This is a genomic window from Formosa sp. L2A11 (genome assembly GCF_009796865.1).
In the GTDB taxonomy this organism is placed as follows: domain Bacteria; phylum Bacteroidota; class Bacteroidia; order Flavobacteriales; family Flavobacteriaceae; genus Formosa.
This window is the reverse complement of the sequence record NZ_CP047028.1, coordinates 1,430,573-1,452,378: the sequence shown is the minus strand read 5'-3', so window position 1 is coordinate 1,452,378 and position 21,806 is coordinate 1,430,573. Positions and strand designations below refer to the sequence as shown.

Genomic DNA, 21,806 nt, shown 5'->3' with positions numbered 1-21,806 from the left:
AAAAACTTCCGTCTTAATAAAATTATCTTTTACAGGACTATTTTAAATTGAATTTTCTATTAAAAACAGGAAGAAACAAGAGTGAAAGTCCGCCGCAAACAATAATTAATAACGTCTGTGAAGACCACATAATCCAGCCAAAAGCAATACTAGGACCTTGCGCAATTCCAAACAAAGAGAATGCAGCATACACCGCAACAGGATAAGACCCAATACCTCCATTTGTAGCAGCAATACTAAAACTTGCTGAAATAAATCCGACTAAAATTGCTCCTAAAGCGATAGGTTGCAAGCCTTCTATTGCAAAAGTGGTAATGTAAAACATTAAGACATACATGGCCCAAATAAATAACGTATGCGCTATAAATGGCCACTTTTTCTTCATCTTAAAAATACTAAAAACACCTTCTATTAACCCCAAAACAAAGGTTCTTATTTTAACAGCCAACACCGAATGGCTTTTTCTAATATAGATAAGAAAAGCTAAACCTAAAATACTAAGCCCAACCATGGCTATAATCACTTTTGATAAATCGAATTTTGAAAGAAAGAAATCAAAAATAAAATCGAACTGCAAGAATAATGTCACCAAAATAATACTTAACATGATAATTAAATCTGCAATACGCTCTGCAACTACGGTACCAAAACCTTTATCGAAAGGCACACCTTCGTAGGTTGTAATTACAGAAACACGAGCTACTTCTCCTGCTCTTGGAATGGTATAATTTATTAAATACGCGGCAAAAACGGCCATAACACTATTAGATAGTTTTACATGATAGCCCATAGGCTCTAACATAAACAACCAACGGTATGCGCGCGACAAATGACTAAGCAACCCAAGAATGGCACCCAGCAAAATCCACCAATAATTGGCGTTTTTAAAGTATACTAGAAGTTCGTCTATCGATACCTTTGACAACGAATATGATATTAAAAAAACTCCCAATAAAATTGGGAGTGAATTTTTAATATTTTAGATATTTTTGGATTCAATAATTAAATAAGCTTATTGGTTGCCTCGTCTGGAAAAACCAACGATGGCTTAAATGTTTTAGCTTCTTCCAAATCCATGATACCATAAGTAATCAAGATTAACACATCATCTGTTGCTACACGTCTTGCGGCTGCACCATTTAATGTAATTTCACCACTATTACGTGGTCCTGGAATAGCATAAGTCTCTAAACGTTCTCCATTGTTATTATTAACAATCTGAACTTTTTCACCTTGAATAATGTTAGCTGCATCCATTAAATCTTCATCAATAGTTATACTACCAATGTAATTTAAATCTGCACCTGTGCATTTTACCCTGTGAATTTTCGATTTTACTACTTGAATCTGCATGCGGCAAATATAATTAATTTAGTGCTAAATTATCTATTAATCTTATATCGTCGGCATATACTGCTACAAACGCACGATATAAAGTGTTTTCTAGTTTATTCTCTATGGTTTCTAAAGTCTGAATATCTGCAATTACAAAATATTCTAACTTTAACAACGGATGATTTTCAAACTGACTCTCAACCCATTCTGTTACTTTATTAGCACGTTCTGTGCCAAACATAACTTTAGCATCTTGCAATGTTTTATATATAAACGGTGCCGCTTCTGCATACTCCGGTTTTAAACGTACATTTCTAGAACTCATTGCTAAACCATTTTCTTCTCGCAAAATCTCGCATGGCACAACAACTACAGGAATCTTAAAGTTTTTAACCATTTTTTTAATAATGGCTAATTGCTGAAAATCTTTTTCTCCAAAATAAGCATAATCCGGAGTTACAATCTCGAACAATCTTTTAACGATTGTCCCGACGCCATCAAAATGTCCAGGTCTAAATTGGCCTTCCATTTTATGTTCTAGTCCGCCAAAATCGTAATGCACAGACGCTACATCTTCTCCATAAACATCTGCAACTTCTGGCGCGTATACTAAAATCGCATCAGATGCGGTTTGCAATAATGCAACATCACGCTCTAAAGTTCTTGGATATTGCACCAAGTCTTCTGTATTATTAAATTGAGTAGGGTTTACAAAAATGCTTACAACAAGTGCATCATTTTCTTTTAAAGCACGCTTTACCAGAGACAAATGTCCTTGGTGCAAAGCCCCCATTGTTGGAACCAATCCCAAAGTCTTACCTTGAGATTTTAATAGTTCTATTTCTTTTTTTAATTCCGATTGTACAGTTATTATCTTCACCCTAAATAAAAAATTAACGGAGGCAAAGTTATTATTTTACTCGCAATCTGCATAAATTTTTGTAATTTTGCTTGTTTTTTATTTTGAATTCTCAAAAGCCCAGTAATTTATGAAAGATAAGAGGATATTATATGTATCATCTGAAGTAGTTCCTTATTTACCTGAAACAGAAATCTCATCTATGTCATTTGAGACCCCTAGAATGGTAAATCAACAAGGTGGTCAAATCAGGATTTTTATGCCTAGATATGGAAACATTAACGAAAGAAGACACCAACTACACGAAGTTATTAGATTATCTGGTATAAACCTAGTAATTAATGATTTAGACATGCCACTTATTATTAAAGTAGCATCGATTCCTAAAGAACGTATTCAAGTTTACTTTATAGACAACGACGAATACTTTAAGCGTAAAGCAACACTAACAGACGAGAATGGCGACTTATTTTCAGACAATGATGAGCGTGCTATTTTCTTTGCAAAAGGTGTTATAGAAACAGTTAAAAAATTAAACTGGGCTCCAGACATTATACATGTTCATGGATGGCTAGCATCTTTACTTCCTTTATATTTAAAAGAATATTTTGCTGAAGAACCATTATTTAACGACAGTAAGGTTGTAACATCTATCTATAATCAAGGTTATGATGGTACATTAAATAAAAATATGGGAGCTAAAGTGAAGTTTGACAATATTAGCGATGATGTTGTTAAAACGTTAAGCAACCCAACTTACAATAACTTAATGAAAGTTGCCATAGATTATTCTGATGCTATTATTATTGGTTCTGAAGAAATTCCAGAAGAAATAAAATCGCATATAGACGAGTCTGACAAACCTGTATTAGGATATAAAAGTAAAGAAGAATTTGGTGAAGCATATTCTAATTTCTATATGACAGAAGTTTTAAAATAATCTGTTTATAAAATAGATGAAAAAAGGTTTAAGAGCCATTACATTATCTAGCTGCACACTGTTATCACTAGCAGTTTTTACAGCCATTTACAGAAATTATATTTCTAACTATGGCCTAAAAACAAATGCAGAAATGATTTTTAAAATGGTTTCTAACACCAATAATACTCCCTTAGGTAAACATCCTGAAACAGCATCTAACGTAATAACTATTCTAAATTTCTCCTTATCGAATAAACTTGATAAAGATGATGCTATTACATGTAAATTAGATTCTTTATTTCATGATTTTTCAATAGAACATTCTGCATATAAAGGCAACTATTATTTTAGTACTTGTAATTTAAAACTTGCACATACAAACATATTAAGTCTAGCCCAACAAACAGAGAATAAAAATACGCATACGTACAAAACAAAAGCAATAGAACATTTTAAAAATATTCTAATAAAAGATAAAACAAGTACAAAAAACAACTTAGTTTTATCCGCAAACGCAAATAACATACTGAATACTATATATTTACATAGCAGTCTAATTAATTCGCGTACAACATTAGATATTTATTATTCATAATCGAAAAACTAAAAATTTATGTGTGGAATTGTAGGATATATAGGTTACAGAGAAGCTTACCCAATTGTAATTAACGGACTTAAACGCTTAGAATATCGTGGTTACGATAGCGCAGGTATTGCTATATACGATGGCGAAGAACTAAAAGTTTGCAAAACTAAAGGTAAAGTTTCAGACCTTGAAGCACGTGTTGAAAAAGAAATTTTAACAAAAGGCCACGTTGCTATTGGCCATACGCGTTGGGCAACACACGGTATCCCTAACGATGTAAACTCGCACCCTCATTATTCTAATTCTGGAGATTTAGTAATCATACACAATGGAATTATTGAAAACTACGAGTCTTTAAAAAAAGAGCTTATTACTAGAGGATATACTTTTAAATCAGACACAGACACCGAGGTGTTAATCAATCTGATTGAAGATGTCATGAAAAAAGAAGAAAAAATCAAGCTAGGAAAAGCAGTACAAATTGCATTAAACCAAGTCGTAGGTGCTTATGCAATTGCTGTATTCGATAAAAATAAACCAGACGAAATTGTTGCTGCAAGACTAGGAAGTCCTTTAGCAATTGGTGTTGGTGAAAACGAATTTTTTATAGCTAGTGACGCTTCTCCTTTCTTAGAATTTACGAAAAATGCTATTTATCTTGAAGATGAAGAAATGGCTATTATTCGTTTAGGAAAACAAATTAAAGTTAGAAAAATTAAAGACGACTCTATGGTCGATCCTTATGTTCAAAAACTTCAATTAAATCTTGAGCAAATTGAAAAAGGCGGGTACGAGCATTTCATGTTAAAAGAAATATACGAACAGCCAAATGCTATTTTAGATACATTTAGAGGACGTTTATTAGTAAACGAAGCTATAATTAAAATGTCTGGTATAGAGGATAACATGAAGAAATTCCTTAATGCAGAACGTATTATTGTTGTGGCTTGTGGTACGTCTTGGCATGCTGGATTAGTTTCAGAATATATCTTTGAAGATTTAGCACGAATTCCCGTAGAAGTAGAGTATGCTTCAGAGTTTAGATATAGAAACCCTATTATAACAGAAAAAGATATTGTAATTGCCATTTCTCAATCTGGAGAAACAGCAGACACTTTAGCTGCTATTAAGTTAGCAAAATCTAAAGGCGCTTTTGTTTTTGGAGTTTGTAATGTTGTTGGATCGTCTATCGCTAGAGAATCTGATGCAGGTGCTTACACACATGCAGGACCAGAAATAGGTGTCGCATCTACAAAAGCATTTACAACACAAATTACTGTTTTAACATTAATGGCCTTAAGATTAGCGAGAGCTAAAGGAACCATTTCTAGTTCAGATTTCCGTCATCATTTAATCGAGTTAGAACTTATTCCTGCTAAAGTTAAAAAAGCATTAGAATCTGACGCATATGTTAAAACCGTTGCCGAAATCTATAAAGATGCTAAAAACTGTCTGTATTTAGGTAGAGGCTTTAATTTTCCTGTTGCATTAGAAGGCGCTTTAAAATTAAAAGAAATCTCTTATATACACGCAGAAGGTTATCCTGCAGCAGAAATGAAACATGGACCTATCGCTTTAATAGACGAACAAATGCCTGTTATTGTTATTGCAACCAAAAAAGGACATTACGAAAAGGTAGTAAGTAACATTCAGGAAATTAAATCTAGAAAAGGTAAAATTATAGGAATTGTAACAGAAGGAGATGAAAGTGTAAAAGGACTTGCAGATCATGTTATAGAAGTTCCTGAATCGTCAGAATTCTTAACACCTTTATTAACAACCATTCCGTTACAATTATTATCGTACCATATAGCAGTTAAATTAGGTAAAAATGTAGACCAGCCACGTAACCTAGCAAAATCTGTTACTGTAGAGTAACATTATTTTTAAACGATACATAAAGGTGTTTAAAACTTCGGTTTTAAGCACCTTTATTTTATATGTGATTTTCACAACCACATATAAACTTAGCGCTTCATTATATAATTGTATTAATAGATAAATAAAATTATATAAATGATTAATAAAATTGAAGTCGCAAATAAAGACAATTTCTACTTTTTTAATCAAATTGTAAAATTTAGAGAAACATTCCAAAACATGAGAATTCCCCAAGAAACGCGTCTTCTTTACCTCAATATGATAAATACACTAAAAAAATCTAAATATCATCAATTTAAAGGGGTTTGTTTTACGTAAAAAAGAGAAAAACATATTTCTTTTTAAATATAAACTATTATATTTGCAGCTCGGAAAAAACAGTTATTTTTCAAGAAAAATTAAGCAAAAATCTATAAACATTTAAGTAATGTCAAAAGTTACAGGTAAAGTTGCACAAATCGTTGGTCCAGTTATCGATGTTGTATTCGACTCAGAAGGAGCTCTTCCAAAAATTTACGATTCATTAGAAATTACAAGACCTGATGGTACACTTCTAGTATTAGAAGTACAATCTCACATTGGTGAGGATACTGTTCGTACTATCGCGATGGACTCTTCAGATGGATTAAGTAGAGGTACAGAAGTAGTGTCTACTGGATCTCCAATACAAATGCCTATTGGAGGTGATGTATATGGTAGACTTTTCAATGTAATTGGAGATGCTATTGATGGTTTAGGAAACTTACCAAAAGTTGGAGAGTCAGGATTATCAATCCACAGACAAGCTCCAAAATTTGAAGATTTATCAACAACTACGGAAGTTTTATTTACAGGTATTAAAGTAATTGACTTAATTGAGCCTTACGCAAAAGGAGGTAAAATTGGTTTATTCGGAGGTGCTGGTGTTGGTAAAACAGTATTAATTCAGGAGTTGATTAACAATATAGCAAAAGGTCACGGTGGACTTTCAGTATTTGCGGGAGTTGGAGAAAGAACTCGTGAAGGAAATGACCTTTTAAGAGAAATGTTAGAGTCTGGTATTATTAAATACGGAGATGACTTTATGCACTCTATGGAAGATGGAGGTTGGGATTTATCTAAAGTAGATAAAGGCATCATGAAAGAATCGAAAGCGACTTTCGTATTCGGACAAATGAACGAACCACCTGGAGCACGTGCACGTGTTGCATTATCTGGTTTAACTATCGCAGAATATTTCCGTGATGGAGCTGGAGATGGTCAAGGAAAAGATGTACTTTTCTTCGTAGACAACATTTTCCGTTTTACACAAGCTGGTTCAGAGGTATCTGCATTATTAGGTCGTATGCCTTCTGCCGTAGGTTACCAACCAACATTAGCTACAGAAATGGGTGCAATGCAAGAACGTATTACATCAACTAAAACAGGATCTATTACATCTGTACAAGCGGTTTACGTACCTGCAGATGATTTGACTGACCCTGCTCCTGCTACAACCTTTGCTCACTTAGATGCAACAACTGTATTATCTCGTAAAATTGCAGAACTTGGTATTTACCCAGCGGTAGATCCTTTAGATTCTACATCAAGAATTTTAACTGCAGATATTTTAGGAAAAGATCATTACGAGTGTGCTCAAAATGTAAAAGAGTTATTACAACGCTATAAAGAATTACAAGATATTATTGCAATTTTAGGTATGGAAGAATTATCTGAAGAAGATAAATTAGCCGTAGGTAGAGCAAGACGTGTACAACGTTTCTTATCTCAACCATTCCACGTTGCAGAACAATTTACAGGTCTTAAAGGTGTTTTAGTAGACATTAAAGAAACCATTAAAGGATTTAATATGATTATGGCTGGTGAATTAGATCACTTACCTGAAGCAGCATTTAACCTTAAAGGTTCTATTGAAGAAGCTATTGAAACAGGAGAGAGAATGTTAGCCGAAGCATAATTGGTTAATAGTAAATAATTATTAGTTACTTATTGATTAACATTTATTTACTACTAACAAACAACTATAAACTATGTATTTAGAAATTGTATCGCCAGAAGCGACTTTATTTAGTTCGGAAATAGATGCCATTACTGCACCAGGAGCAGATGGAGAGTTTGAAATGCTTAATCATCACGCTGCTATAGTATCACTTTTAACAGCTGGAACTGTAAAAATTAAGGTTCATACTCAGACGCATTTAGATTTTGAAAAATTACATCCTGAGGTAACACCTCACATGTCAGACAACAAAGTATTAACTTTAAAAATTAAGTCTGGTACTTTAGAATCTAAAGACAATAAAATTATAATCTTAGCCGATTAACAATTTTATTACTCATATAAAAAACGCCTCAAAAATTAATTTTTGAGGCGTTTTTAGTTTTATTAAAGTCCATTATTTTAATCGAAGTCAAAATCATCAAAACCAGAATCATCATTAGTTCCTGTTCTATTTTTATATATCAGAACTCCAATGACAATAACAGTAATTAGTATTGGGAAATATTCCTTCATAAACAGGCTTAATTACACACGTTTAATCACATTAGTCACGATTCCCCAAATTACAAAATCATTATCATCTGTAACCTGAATGGGATCGTATTTAGGGTTTTCTGGTTGTAACCAAACTTCTCCTCCTTCTACCTTTAAACGTTTTACTGTAAATTCTCCATCTAAGAAGCATACGGCAATCTTATTATGTGAAGCAGACAAACTTCTATCTATAACTAATAAGTCGTTATCGTCAAGTCCTGCTCCTATCATAGACTGCCCGCTAACACGCGCAAAAAAAGTAGCTTCTTTATTGCGTACTAATTCAACATCTAACGATAAACGTTCTTCCTTAAAATCGTCTGCTGGTGAAGGAAATCCTGCAGAAATACCAGAATCGACAAAAACAGCTCCAGAATCCGGATCGGCTTCAGGAGTAAAAAAAGTTAAATTTTGAGTTTTATGTAGCATCATTTTACAATAATAATATCGTTAATATTGGTGGTATATTTAGGAGATAACCGTTCTTGTTTCATTTTCCATGTACGCTCTAAATCTTGATTTCCTAATTTAATAGCATGTCTTCTATACTTTGTATTTAAAGCATCTATAACATGCATTAAAGGTTTATGTTTCGGGTTTTCGGAAGCAAACAAATCTAATTGAAATGCATTATTAGGTACTAATCCGGTAACAACAACCCCGGCTCGCTTGTATTTAACTCCTGCATGAAATAATTGTTTTGCAGCAGCTACAGCCTGTGTACTTATAAGTAAAGACGAATCTGTTGGGTACGGCAAGGTAATCATTTTGCTACCATATTCATGTGCATGGTTTTTATTATGCCTGTCGCTACTTAAATGTACAATAATCATATGGCAACTGCTTTTCTGTTTCCGTAATTTCTCTGCACAACTGGTAGCGAATGTAGAGATACGTTCAGTAATGTTATCTATATCAGAATATGTGGTTTCAAAACTACGCGTTGTTGCAATAGATTTTTTAGGAGTCGGTTCTTCCAAACTCAAGGTCGGGTTACCTAACAAATCTTGTTTTAAGCGCCACTCTACAATAGAGAATTCCTTTCTTATATAATCGTCAGAAAGCTGTGTAAAATCGTATGCTGTATGGCAATTTTTATATTTTAATCGTTTTGCCAAGCGTCTACCAACACCCCAAACATCTTCAATTTTAAACCATTTTAAAGCTTTAATTCTAGAAGCTTCAGAATCTATAAAAAAGACACCTTTAGTTTGTACTGGAAATTTACGTGCAATTTTATTAGCCACTTTAGACAATGCTTTAGTAGGTGCAACACCTACACAAGTTGGTATGCCGGTCCATTTTAAAATACGAGTGCGCATTTCATGACCACAGTTTATTAAATCAAAATTTTCAAAGCCCTTAAATTCTAAAAAAGCTTCATCTATACTATACACTTCAACATCGGGAGTAAACTGTTCTAAAATACGCATAACACGTGTACTCATATCTCCATACAACGGATAATTTGAAGAAAAAACCTGAATATTATTCTGCTTAAAAAAACCTTCATACTTAAAAGCGAGTGCTCCCATAGGAAGGTTTAATGCTTTAGCTTCGTCACTACGCGCAATTACACAACCATCGTTATTAGACAAAATGGCAATGGGTTTTCCTCGCAAATCCGGATTAAAAACTCGCTCGCAAGAGGCGTAAAAATTATTACAATCTACTAAAGCATACATAGTGATAAAGGTACATTTTTTTCATATACACGAATCAAAATGCACAAATGTTAGGTTGTTAAACTTTGAAAAAAGTGTTTTAAATAAGTATAACGTCCTAACTCTAAATCACATAAATTTACGCTTTTTTTAAACCAACTTTATGTCCGTAAACAGCAAAAAACAGTATAAATGCATAACACGGAATTAAGATCCAATATCCAGAAGTTGCTGCCGTTGCTGTTGCCGTAGCTTGTTCCACTCCTTGAGCAATTAACTCTATTTTTTTAGAATCGACTAAGGCTCCATATAAAGGCGGTATAATCGCTCCTCCAGAAATAGCCATAATAAGTAAAGCTGAAGCTGTTTTAGTGAATTTCCCCATACCATTTAAAGCTAAAGGCCAAATTGCAGGCCAAACTAAGGCGTTAGAAATTCCAAGTGCAGCCACAAATAATACAGATGTAAATCCAGTAGTATATAATACACAAATAGCAAATACTATTCCTAGAATAGCACTGACTTTTAAAGCCAACACCTGACTAACATATTTAGGAATTAAAATGACACCTAAAAGATAAGTACCTACCATTGCAAAAAGCGTCATTAACGTAAACGACTTGGCTTCTTCTCCTGGCATACCAAGCGATAAACCATAAGAAATAATAGTATCTCCAGCAATAACCTCTACTCCTACATATAAGAACAGTGCTAAAACGCCTAACCATAAATGTGGAAACTGAAATATACTGGTCTTTTTTACAACAACTGATCCTTCTACTGTTTCTTCATCAGTCTCATCTGCTTCAACATGTGGTAATGGTGCTTTTGTAATTAATATCGCTAAAATAAATAATACAACAGCCATAATAATATAAGGCATCACCACACTATCTGCCATTTCGTTTAGAAGTGTTGTCTTTTCATCTAAAGAGACAGTAGTTAACTTCTCTTTAATTTCATCTATACCAGACAGTAAAATAGCTCCAAAAATTAAAGATCCTAAGGCTCCAGCAATTTTATTTGCTATTCCCATAATGGCAATACGTTTTGCAGCACTCTCCATAGGTCCTAAAATAGTGATGTATGGATTAGATGCTGTTTGTAATAATGTCATCCCTAAACCTTGAATAAAAATCCCTGTTAAAAACAACGTATATGTTCGTGCTTCTGCTGCAGGTATAAATACTAATGCACCAATTCCCATAAGAGCTAAACCAAAAGACATACCTTTTTTATACCCTACTTTTTCAATTATATAAGATGCAGGTAAAGCCATAACGACAAACGAAATATAAGATGCCGAAGCCACTAAATAAGACTGCGCATCGGTTAATTCATTTATGGTTTTCATAAAAGGAATTAATGCGCCGTTAATCCAAGTGACAAATCCGAAAATAAAAAATAATCCAGCAATAATTAATATTGGCACTAAAGACGTATTCTTTGGTGTTTCATGAAGTTCTGTTGTATTAGACATAATGATTTAGTGAGTGGTTTTTAGTTAAAAAGAAGAAGTTTAAATCTTAAGCCTAAACAAAAAAACATTTAGAACAATGACAATCAGTCAATTAAATATATGTTTAAAATATAGACCGCAAACAACTTGAATACAAATTACAAGAAAACATTGAAAGTTGTATAAAAATTTTAAAAGAACACTTTTTAAACACAGTAAATACTTAGGTTTAAAACACATTTGGGAGACAATAAAATCAATATTTATAGATTAGAAAACCTGTTATTTAAGCCTCTAAACTCTGCAAAACAACACGATCATAAATCCGTTTTAAAGTACTTACAACAGTTTCAATTTCTGCTTCATTTAAATGCCCAAAGCCAAAACGAATGGCACACGTATTTTTATCTTGATACAGAATGGTTTTAGGAATAAACACATTATGCTTCTCTGCTTCTTCAGCAAGTTTTAACAATGAAATTTCTGGTTTAAACTGCAGCCAAATTGCTAATCCGCCAGAAGGTAATTCCCAATAAACTTTATCTCCAAAATACATCTTTAAACATTCACATAAACAGTCGCGACGTTGCTTATAAATGATGATGTTTTTCTTAATTAAGCGATAAATTTCACCTTCATAAATCAATTCAGAAAGCATTTGTTCCTGAATTAAATCGCCCTGCTGATCCAATAATTGCAAATAATTTTCGGCTTCAGAAATTAAGTTTTCTGGAGCCACAACAAATCCGGTTTGAAAGCTAGGAAACAAAGACTGCCCTAACTTTCCTAAATAAATAACAAGTCCGTTAGCATCTGAACTCGCCAAAGGCAACATGGCAGAACCTTCAAACTGAAAATCGTAATCAAAATCGTCTTCAATAATAGCAAACTTATACTGTTTTGCTAACTGTAACAATTTTAATCTACGCGCTGCACTTAAAGTAATTGTGGTAGGATAATCTCTATGCGCACAAATGTAAACACATCTTATTTTACCCTTCTGGAAATGCGTTTCAATATAATCTACATCTAATCCATCCTGATCTACAGGAATTGTTTTTATGGTTGCACCAACTTGCTGAAAAATCATGTTTGCAGCATAATTACTTAAATTTCCCACCAGAACCACATCGTTTCTTTTAATAAGTAATTGCGAAACAATATATAAACTCATTTCGGTACTTCGTGTACTTATTAGGTTTTTGGGTTTTATATGAAAACCGCGTGTTGCATTTAAATAATTACACAACTGATTTTCAAATTCTGAATACGAACCATCGCCTGCACGATTCCATTTTTTAATTAACGGTTTCCGTTTCATCGCACTACTATACCATCTAGAAAACTGAATGGTTGGATGTAAACGTAAATCTGGTTTCCCGTCGTTAATTACATAATCTGCTTTAGTGAGCTGTTGTGTAGACGCCAAATGCAGTGAGTTCTGAAATGGAAATCCTGTGGTTTCAGAATACGAATACGCCTGATTAAATTGCTGTACAGTGGCTTTAATTTTAGCTGTTTTTTGCTCAGGAACCAATACAAAAGTCCCTTTATTAGGTAAAATCTCTACCCAACCCTGAGCGTCTAGTTCATCGTAAATCGCAACAGCTGTATTTCTGTGCACGTTTAATAACTGACTTAAAACTCGGGTTCCAGGAAGCAATGTCCCTTTTATTAAATAACCACGCTGTATTAGGTTCACTATCTGTTCTGAAACTTGAATGTATAGCGGTTTGGATTTCGTTTTATCAAAATCTATTAATTTTATAAGAAGGGCTTCAACCGGACTATTCATTGTTTTAAAACTGGACTAGTTTAATAGTCCGTAAAGTTACGACATTTGTAACGTTTTTATAATTTTTGAACATGACACCAACCAAATTTTTATCTACGTTAGCCATTTTAACTACAACATTAGCACTATCTCAAGAAGATATGCAACAAGAAGAATTAGAGGAAGTTATTATAACCTCTAGCAGAATTGAATTACCATTCTCTAAAAACTCTAGATCTATAAATATTATTACTTCTTCAGACATTAAAGCTGCAGGAGCTACAAATGTTGCAGATTTATTACAGCAAGTTGCCGGAGTAGATATTCGCCGTCGCGGAACTGCCGGTATGCAAGCCGATTTATATATTCGTGGCGGAAGTTTTGACCAAACGCTACTACTTATTGATGGTATAAAAGTAGACGATGCACAAACGGGACACCATACATTAAACATGGCTTTACCTATTGATGTTATAGAACGTATTGAAATTATTTCTGGTCCGGCAGCTCGTGTTTTCGGTCAGAATGCATTTACGGGAGCTGTAAATATTGTCACTAAAAAACAAACGGAAGATATGCTTTCTGTAGATGCTCAAGCAGGATCATTTAACACGCTTAATGGAGCAATTACTGGAGGAATCAATTTAAAAGATTCTAATCATCTTGTGCATGTATCCAGAAACACATCTGAAGGCTATAGACATAACACCGATTACGATAATCAGAATTACTTTCTAAAGAGCACATTTAATAAAAGCAAACTTCCTATTAATGTATTGGCTTCCATGTCTGAACGTAAATTTGGTGCCAACGGTTTCTACGCAACACCAAGTGCTACCGAACAATACGAAGAAACACAAACCAGTTTAATAGGTGTTTCAACAAAAATAAAACACGCCAATTGGGTGTTTAAACCTCAAGTATATTGGAGAAGAAATCAAGACATGTATTTGTATACCAGAGACCAACCAACGGGTTACAGAAATTTACACATCACAAATAAAGTAGGCACAGAACTTAACGGATCTTACACCTCCGACTTAGGAATTACAGGTTTTGGTGTAGACTTATCTAAAGTATATATTGTGAGTAATAATTTAGGCGACCACAACCGTTTTATGGCGTCTATGTTTTTAGAACATCAGTTTAAAATGCTAAATGACAAATTAGATATTACACCTGGAATTGCTGTAACGTATTTTTCAGATTTTAAATGGCATGCCTTTCCTGGTGTAGATTTAGGTTACGAGATAAATTCTAATTTTAAAGTCTACGGAAACATGGGGTATACGTATAGAATTCCGACTTACACAGATTTATATTACAGCGATCCAACAACACTTGGAAATGAAAATTTAGATCCAGAAGAAGCCATTGCCGAAGAAATAGGACTTAAATACAATCAAGGTCATTTTTCTGCTTCTTTAGCTGTTTTTAATCGTGATTCTAAAAACCTGATAGACTATACTAAGGAAAATGAAGACGATTTATGGGAAGCTTCAAACATTAGAGAATTAAATACTAAAGGATTAGATGCTTACTTAAATTACAACTTTACAATTGGGACGTTTAACCAAACATTACATACATCTTACACCTATATAGAAGACGAAGTTCAGGATATTAATTCTGATTTCTCAAGATATTCTATTAACTCTTTAAAGCATCATTTTGTAACGAGATACAGTTCTCAATTTATTAAAAATGTATCGCACTCTATTATTTATAAATATGCTGAACGTACTTCAGGAGATAGTTATTCTGTAGTAGATGCAAGTCTTAATTACACTTTAAATTCTTTAGAATTTTCTGTTATTGCAAACAATATTTTAAATGAAGATTACACAGAATCTAACCTTGTACCTATGCCAAAAGGAAACCTTGTGTTTGGTCTAAAATACACGTTTAGATAAATAAATATCTAACATTTTCTTAACTTGCAGGTTTAATTATTTTTACTTTTGAGATTAAACCTGCAAGATATACCTCGTGTAAAAACCATTACAAAAGAGGACTTTATAAAAAACTACTTTAAACCACAAAAGCCTGTGGTAATCGCCCATTTTATAGACGAATGGCCCGCATATTCTAAATGGAATTTGGAGTACATAAAATCTGTTGCAGGAGACAAAACGGTTCCGCTTTACGATGATAGACCCGTAAATTATAAAGACGGATTTAATCAAGCGCATGCTAAAATGAAAATGAGCGCATACATTGATTTATTGAAACGTGAACCCACAAAATTTAGAATATTTCTCTGGAATATTTTAAAAGAAGTCCCACAATTACAAAACGATTTCTCTTTCCCAGATTTTGGATTACGCCTTATGAAAAAATTACCCATGTTGTTTTTTGGCGGAACAGATTCGTATACATTTATGCACTACGACATTGACTTAGCCAATATTTTTCATTTTCATTTTGAAGGAAAAAAGGAAATTATCTTATTCGACCAAAAGCAAAGCAAGTATTTATACAAAGTACCACACGCATTAATTACGCGAGAAGACATCGATTTTCATAATCCAGATTTTAAAAAATGGCCAGCTTTAAAACATGCCAAAGGGTTTAAAACCGAACTAAATCACGGCGAAGTGCTGTATATGCCTGAAGGGTATTGGCACTATATGCATTACATTACTCCTGGTTTTTCTATGAGTCTGCGTGCTATAGCACGGCATCCAAAAAATTTAAGCACAGCTATTTACAATGTATTTATAATGAGAACCTTCGATAATATTATGCGAAGAATTAAAGGGCAGCAATGGATAGATTGGAAAAATAAACAAGCCCTAACGAGAACTTCTAAATATAATTTCTAAACTTAAGTATAAAACCTATATTTGACCAAAATTTAAAACCCATGAAAAATCTATTATTAATCGCATGTTTATGCGTGGTTTCCTTCGCAAATGCACAAGCTTTTAGAGGCAAAGGTGATCAGAAATTTCAAATTGGCGCTAGCTTTCAAGACAATGGCACAGGAATTAACGGTACCTACGATTTTGGTGTAGGCGAAAATATTTCGTTTGGAGTATCTACAACATACTTATTAGGTGTTAACGACGATTTAGATGCAGTCTTTTTTGATCGTTTTGATATTAAAGCCCGTTTTAACGCGAACTTATCTTCTGTTATTGGTATGGATGAATTAGATGTATATCCTGGATTAAGTTTCAGTACTAGAAATTTTGGAGGCCATGTTGGTGCCAGATATTTCTTCTCTGACGGATTTGGAGTATATACTGAAATGAATTTCCCTATCGCGAAATATGACAATGATATTTCAAGTTTAGATCCTGAAAAAAAATTAAACAACCAATTTGTATTTAGTTTAGGCGCTTCTTTTAACTTATAAGTACAACTTTAAACAACATATAAAAGGAGTTTCAATGTATTTTGAAACTCCTTTTTTTTATGGAATCAATTCCTTTATTTTTTCGTAAACCATAGACGATTCCCAACCGCGATACAACAAATAATCTGCTAGCTTTTTCCGTTTCTTATAGGTATTAGACTCTTTTATTAACTCGCATTTACGAGCTGCTAAAGCATCAAAAGTGCCATAATAATCTAAAGCATCTAATTCTTTAAGTCCTATTTGTATATTAAAACGACTAATTTGACGCCGTTTTAATTCTAGTGTCAATCTATTTCTTCCCCAGTGTTTAAATTTGAATTTTCCTCGAACATACGCCTTCGCAAAGCGTTCTTCATTTAAAAAATTATGCGTTAATAAGTGCACAATAACAGCATCAATAGCATCCGGAATCATACGCATGCCTCTTAATTTTTCCTGTACTTCTTTATGGCAACGCTCTTGGTAAGCACAATAATGCTCTAAGGCTCTCTTAGCTTCTTCTACAGTATACGTTTTGTGTGTCTCCATTTTATTTATAAAAAAACAGTCTTTTAATCGAAAAAATAACAATATATTTTATTATATCACTAATTATACTCATTTTTATTAAAATTATCTTAAATTACTAAAAACTAATTTTTTAACTAAAAAAGCATGATTTACAAGATATAGATATACACATATCCCACAAAACCATTTTTAATAAAAACTCCTCCCACCATGAAAAAAAATTACTTCTTAACAGTAATACTAATTTGCTGCACCATATCTTTTGGTTTTGCACAACAAATATTTGTAAACAATTGCTCCTCTCTAACAGCAACTTGGACATTTAATAATGTAACACTAAACGGGAATACTTGGCTCTTAGATGACGACAGTGATTATGTTATAAGTGAAACTTTTGGAGCTTATGAAAATTTAGAATTAGTCTCGAGCTTAAGAGGTAATGGAAATAACCTAATCGCTCCAACTTGTACAATCGAAATTTCAGATGACGGTGGATTGACTTGGACTGCTGGATCATATATAATACCCAGTGTAGCGTCAACCAACACCTCTTACACACACAACATTGGTACACTAACTGGAACCAATAACAAAATAAGATGGAAGAGAACTGCTGGAACCAGAAAACTACAAATTAACAACATAACCTTAACAGGCAATGCTATTGCTTCTAGCGGTGATTGTGCTAGCGAATCTTTTAATAATTCAGGAGATGTAGGTAATTATTTAACAAGAAATTGGACAGGAGACAACGGTATCGATTGGACCGCTACAGATACTAGAACAGATGAAGATTTAGATGGAAAAGAAGCCATAGGAATAAGAACAGGCTCACTAACTAATGATAGTTCTTTCCCTAGTGGCTGTGGTGTTATAACATTTGATTACGCAAAAATATATTCTGGAAATTCAACATTAAAAGTTTTCGTTAATGGTACTCAATATGGAGGTGACATTACAGTATATGACACATCTAGTAACACATTTACTGCAACAATAAATGTTACAGGTTCAATAAATGTCGAGTTACGTAACAGCGGAAATAGAACTTTAATTTCAAATCTAAGCTGGACCTGTTATTCAGGAACCCCTAATCCAGAACTACAATTAGTAGACAACACATCTACAAATCAAAACTGTGGTTACACTATAGATTTTGGTAGTCAAGCCACTTCAACCAATACAGATCTTACTTTTGATATAGAAAATAATGGTAGTGCAGATTTAGATGTGAGCTCGTTTAACGTTACAGGAGATTATTCTATTGTTTCTCCAGCGACTCCATTTAGCATAACATCTGGCAATACACAAACAGTTACAGTAAGATATACACCTACTACCACAGGGACAAGAACAGGAAGCATCACCATAAACAATAACGATGTAGACGAAGGCTCTTGTACCGTTAATTTAACAGGAGAAGGTTATACACCAGCACCTGAAATTGATATAGAACGTAACACAGGGGCCACAATACCAAATGGATCTATTGCAAGTACAGGTTACAACACCATTTTTGCAGAAACCTCGATAGGCAATGCGACATCTCCAAAAACATACAACATTAACAATGAAGGTACAGCAAACCTGAATATAACAAGTATAACATCTTCTAACCCTTTAGAGTTTCCGGTTTCAATAATCCCTGTGCCAACAACACTTTTGCCAACAACAATTGCAGCAGATACGAAAGAAGAATTTGAAATTACATTTTTACCCATTGGAGCAAGCACAAGAACAGCCACCATAACTATTTTAAGTAACGACGCAGACGAAAGTCCTTATACTTTTGAAGTACAAGGAACTGGAGATTGCGTATCAGCCTCTCTTTCGCTTTCGCTTTCTGTTGGACCAATTGGTACCAAAGTCAATATAACATCTTCAGAAGGTAATTTTGGAGGCTCAACCACAGCTACCATAAATGGGATTTTGGCAACAGTAAACGTAAGCTCATCATCAGAGTTAGAAGTGACTATTCCGCTGGGAGCAACCACAGGAAGTATTGTTATTACAAACGACTTAGGCTGTGTAAACTCTGTATTTTTTACTGTTATAGATCAATTAATTTCTAGTTGCGAAGGAAACGCTACAGCACCAAACGATTTATTTATTAGTGAAATTACAGATAATGGAGATGGATCACATTCTTATATCGAAATTTATAACGGTACGGGAGCTAGTGTAAATTTATCTGACTATGAAATTAGAATACATAATAACGGTGGTGCAGCTGCAACAAGTACAATTTCTTTATCAGGAACTATAGCAAACGATGATGTATTTGTACTAGCAGTTGGAGGTAGTCAAGCTACAGATGCCAACGCCACTCACGGTTATGATCAGGTTAGTGGTGTTGGAGGTGTTAATGATGATGATAACATTAGACTTTATAAATCTAACACTTGGATAGATCTTTGGGGAGACACCTCTGGAAATGCATTTACTGTCGCTTCTAAAGACTACACCTACAGAAGAAAAAACACAGGCATCACAGCACCTAGTACAACCTGGAACGATAGTGATTGGGATAGTTTTACACCTGTAGATTATAGCGATATTGGGACTTATGATTTTTCTACAGGAACCGCCCCTATAATAAACAGCATTACAAGCATCGCTACAGCGTGTAACGAAAGCACTCTAAGCATATCTGCAACCGAAGGCTATGCTGGCGGAAATGCATTACTATATTATTGGTATGCATACAATCCAGATAGTCTTTTAGGATGGCAAAGCATATCTGATGGTGGTATTTACACCACCTCAAGCACATCTCCAGATTTAGTTATTTCTGATGTGAGTAGTGTTTTAGACTATCAGTATTATTGCGAAGTAAGAGAGAACGATGCCTTATGTTATGAATCTTCTAATGCCACACAAGCCGTTTTAATAGGTGCAACTTGGAATGGTTCTGATTGGACCTGGGATGATGGTACAGTAATAAACACAATGCCTACATTAAGTACCAATGTTATTATCAATTCAGATTACGACACTTCTACAGGAGGCGCACAAACCAGTTTCGAAGCTTGTAATTGTACTATAAACGCATCGAACACATTAACTATAGAGAATAACACCTACGTTACAGTTGATAATAATCTTACTGTAAACGGAAATATTATTGTTAAAACAGACGGTTCGTTTGTACAAGTTAACGATGATGCCATTATAGGCGGTAATGTATTAACCGATAAAAGTAAAATTAAAGTTGAAAAAGAAACCTCAAACCTAGGGTCTGCTGAAGAATACACCTATTGGAGCGCTCCTGTTTTTAATGAAACCATAGGTGATGGTTTAGCAGAAGCAAACACCTCTAGAACCTTTTGGTATAATGGACAAAATTATTTAGATGCCACTAGAGAAGTTGCTAATGATAACACTACACTAGATGGACAAGATGATGTGGATGACAATGGAGATGATTGGCAATATGCAACAACGGCAACTGTAATGGCTCCAGGTGTGGGGTACGCTGCCACACAAAACTCGTCAGGTACTTTTCCTGGGCAATTCACATACACTTTTGAAGGTGCATTTAATAACGGAATTTATAATGTCCCAATATACAGAAACGATTCAGAGACTAATGATAACAACTGGAATTTAATAGGAAACCCTTATCCCTCTGCTTTAGATGCTGATTTATTTTTAGCAGAAAACACAAATATAACTCAAACCTTTGGAGCCATTTACCTTTGGTCTCAAACCACTGCTGCAGACAAAAATAGCAATGGTAACCAAGGTTATAATTACGCACAAAGTGATTACGCTATTATTAATGGAACTGGACAAACTATGGGAGGAGATGGTGTAATGCCAACAAGACATATTCCTTCTGGCCAAGGCTTCTTTGTATCTATGGATAATGCAGCTGCTTCTACTGTAGCTTCAGGCGATATTAAAACTACAAACGTCGTTTTTAACAATAGCATGAGAGTCACAGGGAATAACTCACAGTTTTTTAGAACAACAACCACAGATGAAGCCAACAAATTATGGGTAAATTTAACTACCGATAACGGCGTAGCAAACCAAATTCTTATTGCTTATTTAGATGGAGCTTCAGACAGCGAAGACGGTACCTTTTACGATATTAAACGAGGGACTTACGAAGACGTTAATGCTGTAATATATTCGTTTATACCAACATCGCCAGAAGCTAAATATGTCATACAAGCTAAACATTCAAGCAGTTTATCTTTAGAAGAAGTGATTCCGTTTGGTTTTAACACATCCATAGAAGAGCCTACAATTTACACCTTTTCTATTCCTCAAACTGAAGGTGCTTTTATGAATGGAAACGCAATATATTTAAACGACAAATTTCTTAATGTTGTACAAGACATTTCTGAAAACGACTATACATTCACCTCGGATAGCGGTGTTTTTGATGATCGTTTTGAAATTATGTTTACACCAATGACGCTTTCTATAGATGATGCTATGCTTTCTTCTAACGACATTAGAATTATAGAATTAAAAAGCGGTGAAGTAAAGATTTATACAAACAAAAATGTAACCATTACAAATGTTGAAATTTCAGATATGCTAGGTAGACGTATTTACAACTTAAAAGGAGATAGCTCTAGCGAAACATATAACTTATCTAGACTTAGCCAAGCAGCTTACGTCGCTAAAGTGACGCTATCTAACGGACAAACAATTAGCAAAAAAGCGGTGAAAAAAAATTAAATTTTTAGAAACTAAATAAAAGGAGATTCTCTTTGAGTCTCCTTTATTCTTTTAAACCATAGGTAATTTCCAACCGAGATACAACAAATAATCTGCTAACTTTTTCCGTTTATTATATGTATTAGATTCTTTTATTAATTCACATTTATAGACTACTAAAGTATCAGAAATCATACGTGTCCGCCTCCTTTTTTTTCTGTTTAGCTTTATGGCAATGTTCTTGGTAATCATAACACTATTTT

The 21,806-nt window shown here is 33.9% G+C and carries 17 protein-coding genes; 9 read left to right on the top strand and 8 right to left on the bottom strand.

Features of this window, described 5'->3' with window-relative positions:
• Nucleotides 1–37 precede the first annotated feature (37 nt).
• From GQR95_RS06330 to panC, 3 genes are all read right to left on the bottom strand, one after another.
• Nucleotides 38–925 carry a lysylphosphatidylglycerol synthase transmembrane domain-containing protein gene (locus GQR95_RS06330; protein ID WP_233266013.1) on the bottom strand — a complete coding sequence of 296 codons (888 nt, stop codon included), beginning with the start codon at nucleotides 923–925 and terminating at the stop codon, nucleotides 38–40.
• Between the two features lie 77 nt (nucleotides 926–1,002).
• Complete coding sequence (gene panD, locus GQR95_RS06325) at nucleotides 1,003–1,353, bottom strand: aspartate 1-decarboxylase (protein WP_159022364.1); 351 nt, start codon at nucleotides 1,351–1,353, stop codon at nucleotides 1,003–1,005.
• A 13-nt stretch (nucleotides 1,354–1,366) separates the two neighbouring features.
• Complete coding sequence (gene panC / locus GQR95_RS06320) at nucleotides 1,367–2,215, bottom strand: pantoate--beta-alanine ligase (RefSeq protein WP_159022363.1); 849 nt, start codon at nucleotides 2,213–2,215, stop codon at nucleotides 1,367–1,369.
• 109 nt (nucleotides 2,216–2,324) lie between these two features.
• Here panC and GQR95_RS06315 point away from each other — a divergent pair, with 109 nt between their 5' ends.
• The 5 genes from GQR95_RS06315 (at nucleotide 2,325) to GQR95_RS06295 (ending at nucleotide 7,886) form a co-directional block, all read left to right on the top strand.
• Entirely contained in the window at nucleotides 2,325–3,134 is an 810-nt protein-coding gene (locus GQR95_RS06315; RefSeq protein ID WP_159022362.1) for a glycogen/starch synthase, read from the top strand.
• A gap of 16 nt (nucleotides 3,135–3,150) precedes the next feature.
• A complete protein-coding gene (locus GQR95_RS06310; RefSeq protein WP_159022361.1) occupies nucleotides 3,151–3,711 on the top strand; it encodes a hypothetical protein in 561 nt (186 codons plus the stop codon).
• Nucleotides 3,712–3,729: 18 nt separating this feature from the next.
• Nucleotides 3,730–5,580 (top strand): glutamine--fructose-6-phosphate transaminase (isomerizing), encoded by a 1,851-nt coding sequence (glmS, locus tag GQR95_RS06305; RefSeq protein ID WP_159022360.1) that lies wholly within the window; start codon nucleotides 3,730–3,732, stop codon nucleotides 5,578–5,580.
• Between the two features lie 430 nt (nucleotides 5,581–6,010).
• Nucleotides 6,011–7,519, top strand: coding sequence for a F0F1 ATP synthase subunit beta (gene atpD / locus GQR95_RS06300; protein ID WP_159022359.1), 1,509 nt, complete (start codon nucleotides 6,011–6,013; stop codon nucleotides 7,517–7,519).
• Nucleotides 7,520–7,592: 73 nt separating this feature from the next.
• Nucleotides 7,593–7,886, top strand: coding sequence for a F0F1 ATP synthase subunit epsilon (locus tag GQR95_RS06295; protein WP_159022358.1), 294 nt, complete (start codon nucleotides 7,593–7,595; stop codon nucleotides 7,884–7,886).
• A gap of 203 nt (nucleotides 7,887–8,089) precedes the next feature.
• Here the strand turns inward: GQR95_RS06295 and GQR95_RS06290 are convergent, their stop codons facing one another.
• The 4 genes from GQR95_RS06290 to GQR95_RS06275 all read right to left on the bottom strand — a co-directional run bounded on the left by GQR95_RS06290 (nucleotide 8,090) and on the right by GQR95_RS06275 (nucleotide 13,016).
• Nucleotides 8,090–8,530, bottom strand: coding sequence for a LexA family transcriptional regulator (locus tag GQR95_RS06290; RefSeq protein ID WP_159022357.1), 441 nt, complete (start codon nucleotides 8,528–8,530; stop codon nucleotides 8,090–8,092).
• Nucleotides 8,527–9,783: a Y-family DNA polymerase gene (locus tag GQR95_RS06285; protein WP_159022356.1), complete on the bottom strand. Its 1,257-nt coding sequence runs from the start codon at nucleotides 9,781–9,783 to the stop codon at nucleotides 8,527–8,529. Before GQR95_RS06285 ends, GQR95_RS06290 begins: the two co-directional genes overlap by 4 nt.
• Before the next feature lie 118 nt (nucleotides 9,784–9,901).
• Entirely contained in the window at nucleotides 9,902–11,242 is a 1,341-nt protein-coding gene (locus tag GQR95_RS06280; protein ID WP_159022355.1) for a sugar MFS transporter, read from the bottom strand.
• 265 nt (nucleotides 11,243–11,507) lie between these two features.
• Nucleotides 11,508–13,016 (bottom strand): PLP-dependent aminotransferase family protein, encoded by a 1,509-nt coding sequence (locus tag GQR95_RS06275; RefSeq protein WP_159022354.1) that lies wholly within the window; start codon nucleotides 13,014–13,016, stop codon nucleotides 11,508–11,510.
• Between the two features lie 71 nt (nucleotides 13,017–13,087).
• Between GQR95_RS06275 and GQR95_RS06270 the strand changes: the two genes are divergently transcribed.
• Genes GQR95_RS06270 through GQR95_RS06260 form a run of 3 tightly spaced genes read left to right on the top strand, consistent with a single transcriptional unit; the run spans nucleotide 13,088 to nucleotide 16,356 of the window.
• On the top strand, nucleotides 13,088–14,908 hold the full coding sequence (locus GQR95_RS06270) for a TonB-dependent siderophore receptor (RefSeq protein WP_159022353.1): 1,821 nt from the start codon (nucleotides 13,088–13,090) through the stop codon (nucleotides 14,906–14,908).
• A gap of 48 nt (nucleotides 14,909–14,956) precedes the next feature.
• On the top strand, nucleotides 14,957–15,820 hold the full coding sequence (locus tag GQR95_RS06265; protein ID WP_159022352.1) for a cupin-like domain-containing protein: 864 nt from the start codon (nucleotides 14,957–14,959) through the stop codon (nucleotides 15,818–15,820).
• A 41-nt stretch (nucleotides 15,821–15,861) separates the two neighbouring features.
• The gene (locus GQR95_RS06260) at nucleotides 15,862–16,356 is read left to right on the top strand and encodes a DUF6646 family protein (protein WP_159022351.1); all 495 of its coding nucleotides are present in this window, start codon (nucleotides 15,862–15,864) and stop codon (nucleotides 16,354–16,356) included.
• Nucleotides 16,357–16,413: 57 nt separating this feature from the next.
• On the opposite strand, the gene GQR95_RS06255 is transcribed toward GQR95_RS06260, so the two are convergent.
• Nucleotides 16,414–16,887, bottom strand: coding sequence for a regulatory protein RecX (locus GQR95_RS06255; RefSeq protein ID WP_159022350.1), 474 nt, complete (start codon nucleotides 16,885–16,887; stop codon nucleotides 16,414–16,416).
• Nucleotides 16,888–17,079: 192 nt separating this feature from the next.
• Between GQR95_RS06255 and GQR95_RS06250 the strand changes: the two genes are divergently transcribed.
• Nucleotides 17,080–21,564 carry a choice-of-anchor D domain-containing protein gene (locus tag GQR95_RS06250; RefSeq protein WP_159022349.1) on the top strand — a complete coding sequence of 1,495 codons (4,485 nt, stop codon included), beginning with the start codon at nucleotides 17,080–17,082 and terminating at the stop codon, nucleotides 21,562–21,564.
• Nucleotides 21,565–21,806 lie beyond the last annotated feature (242 nt).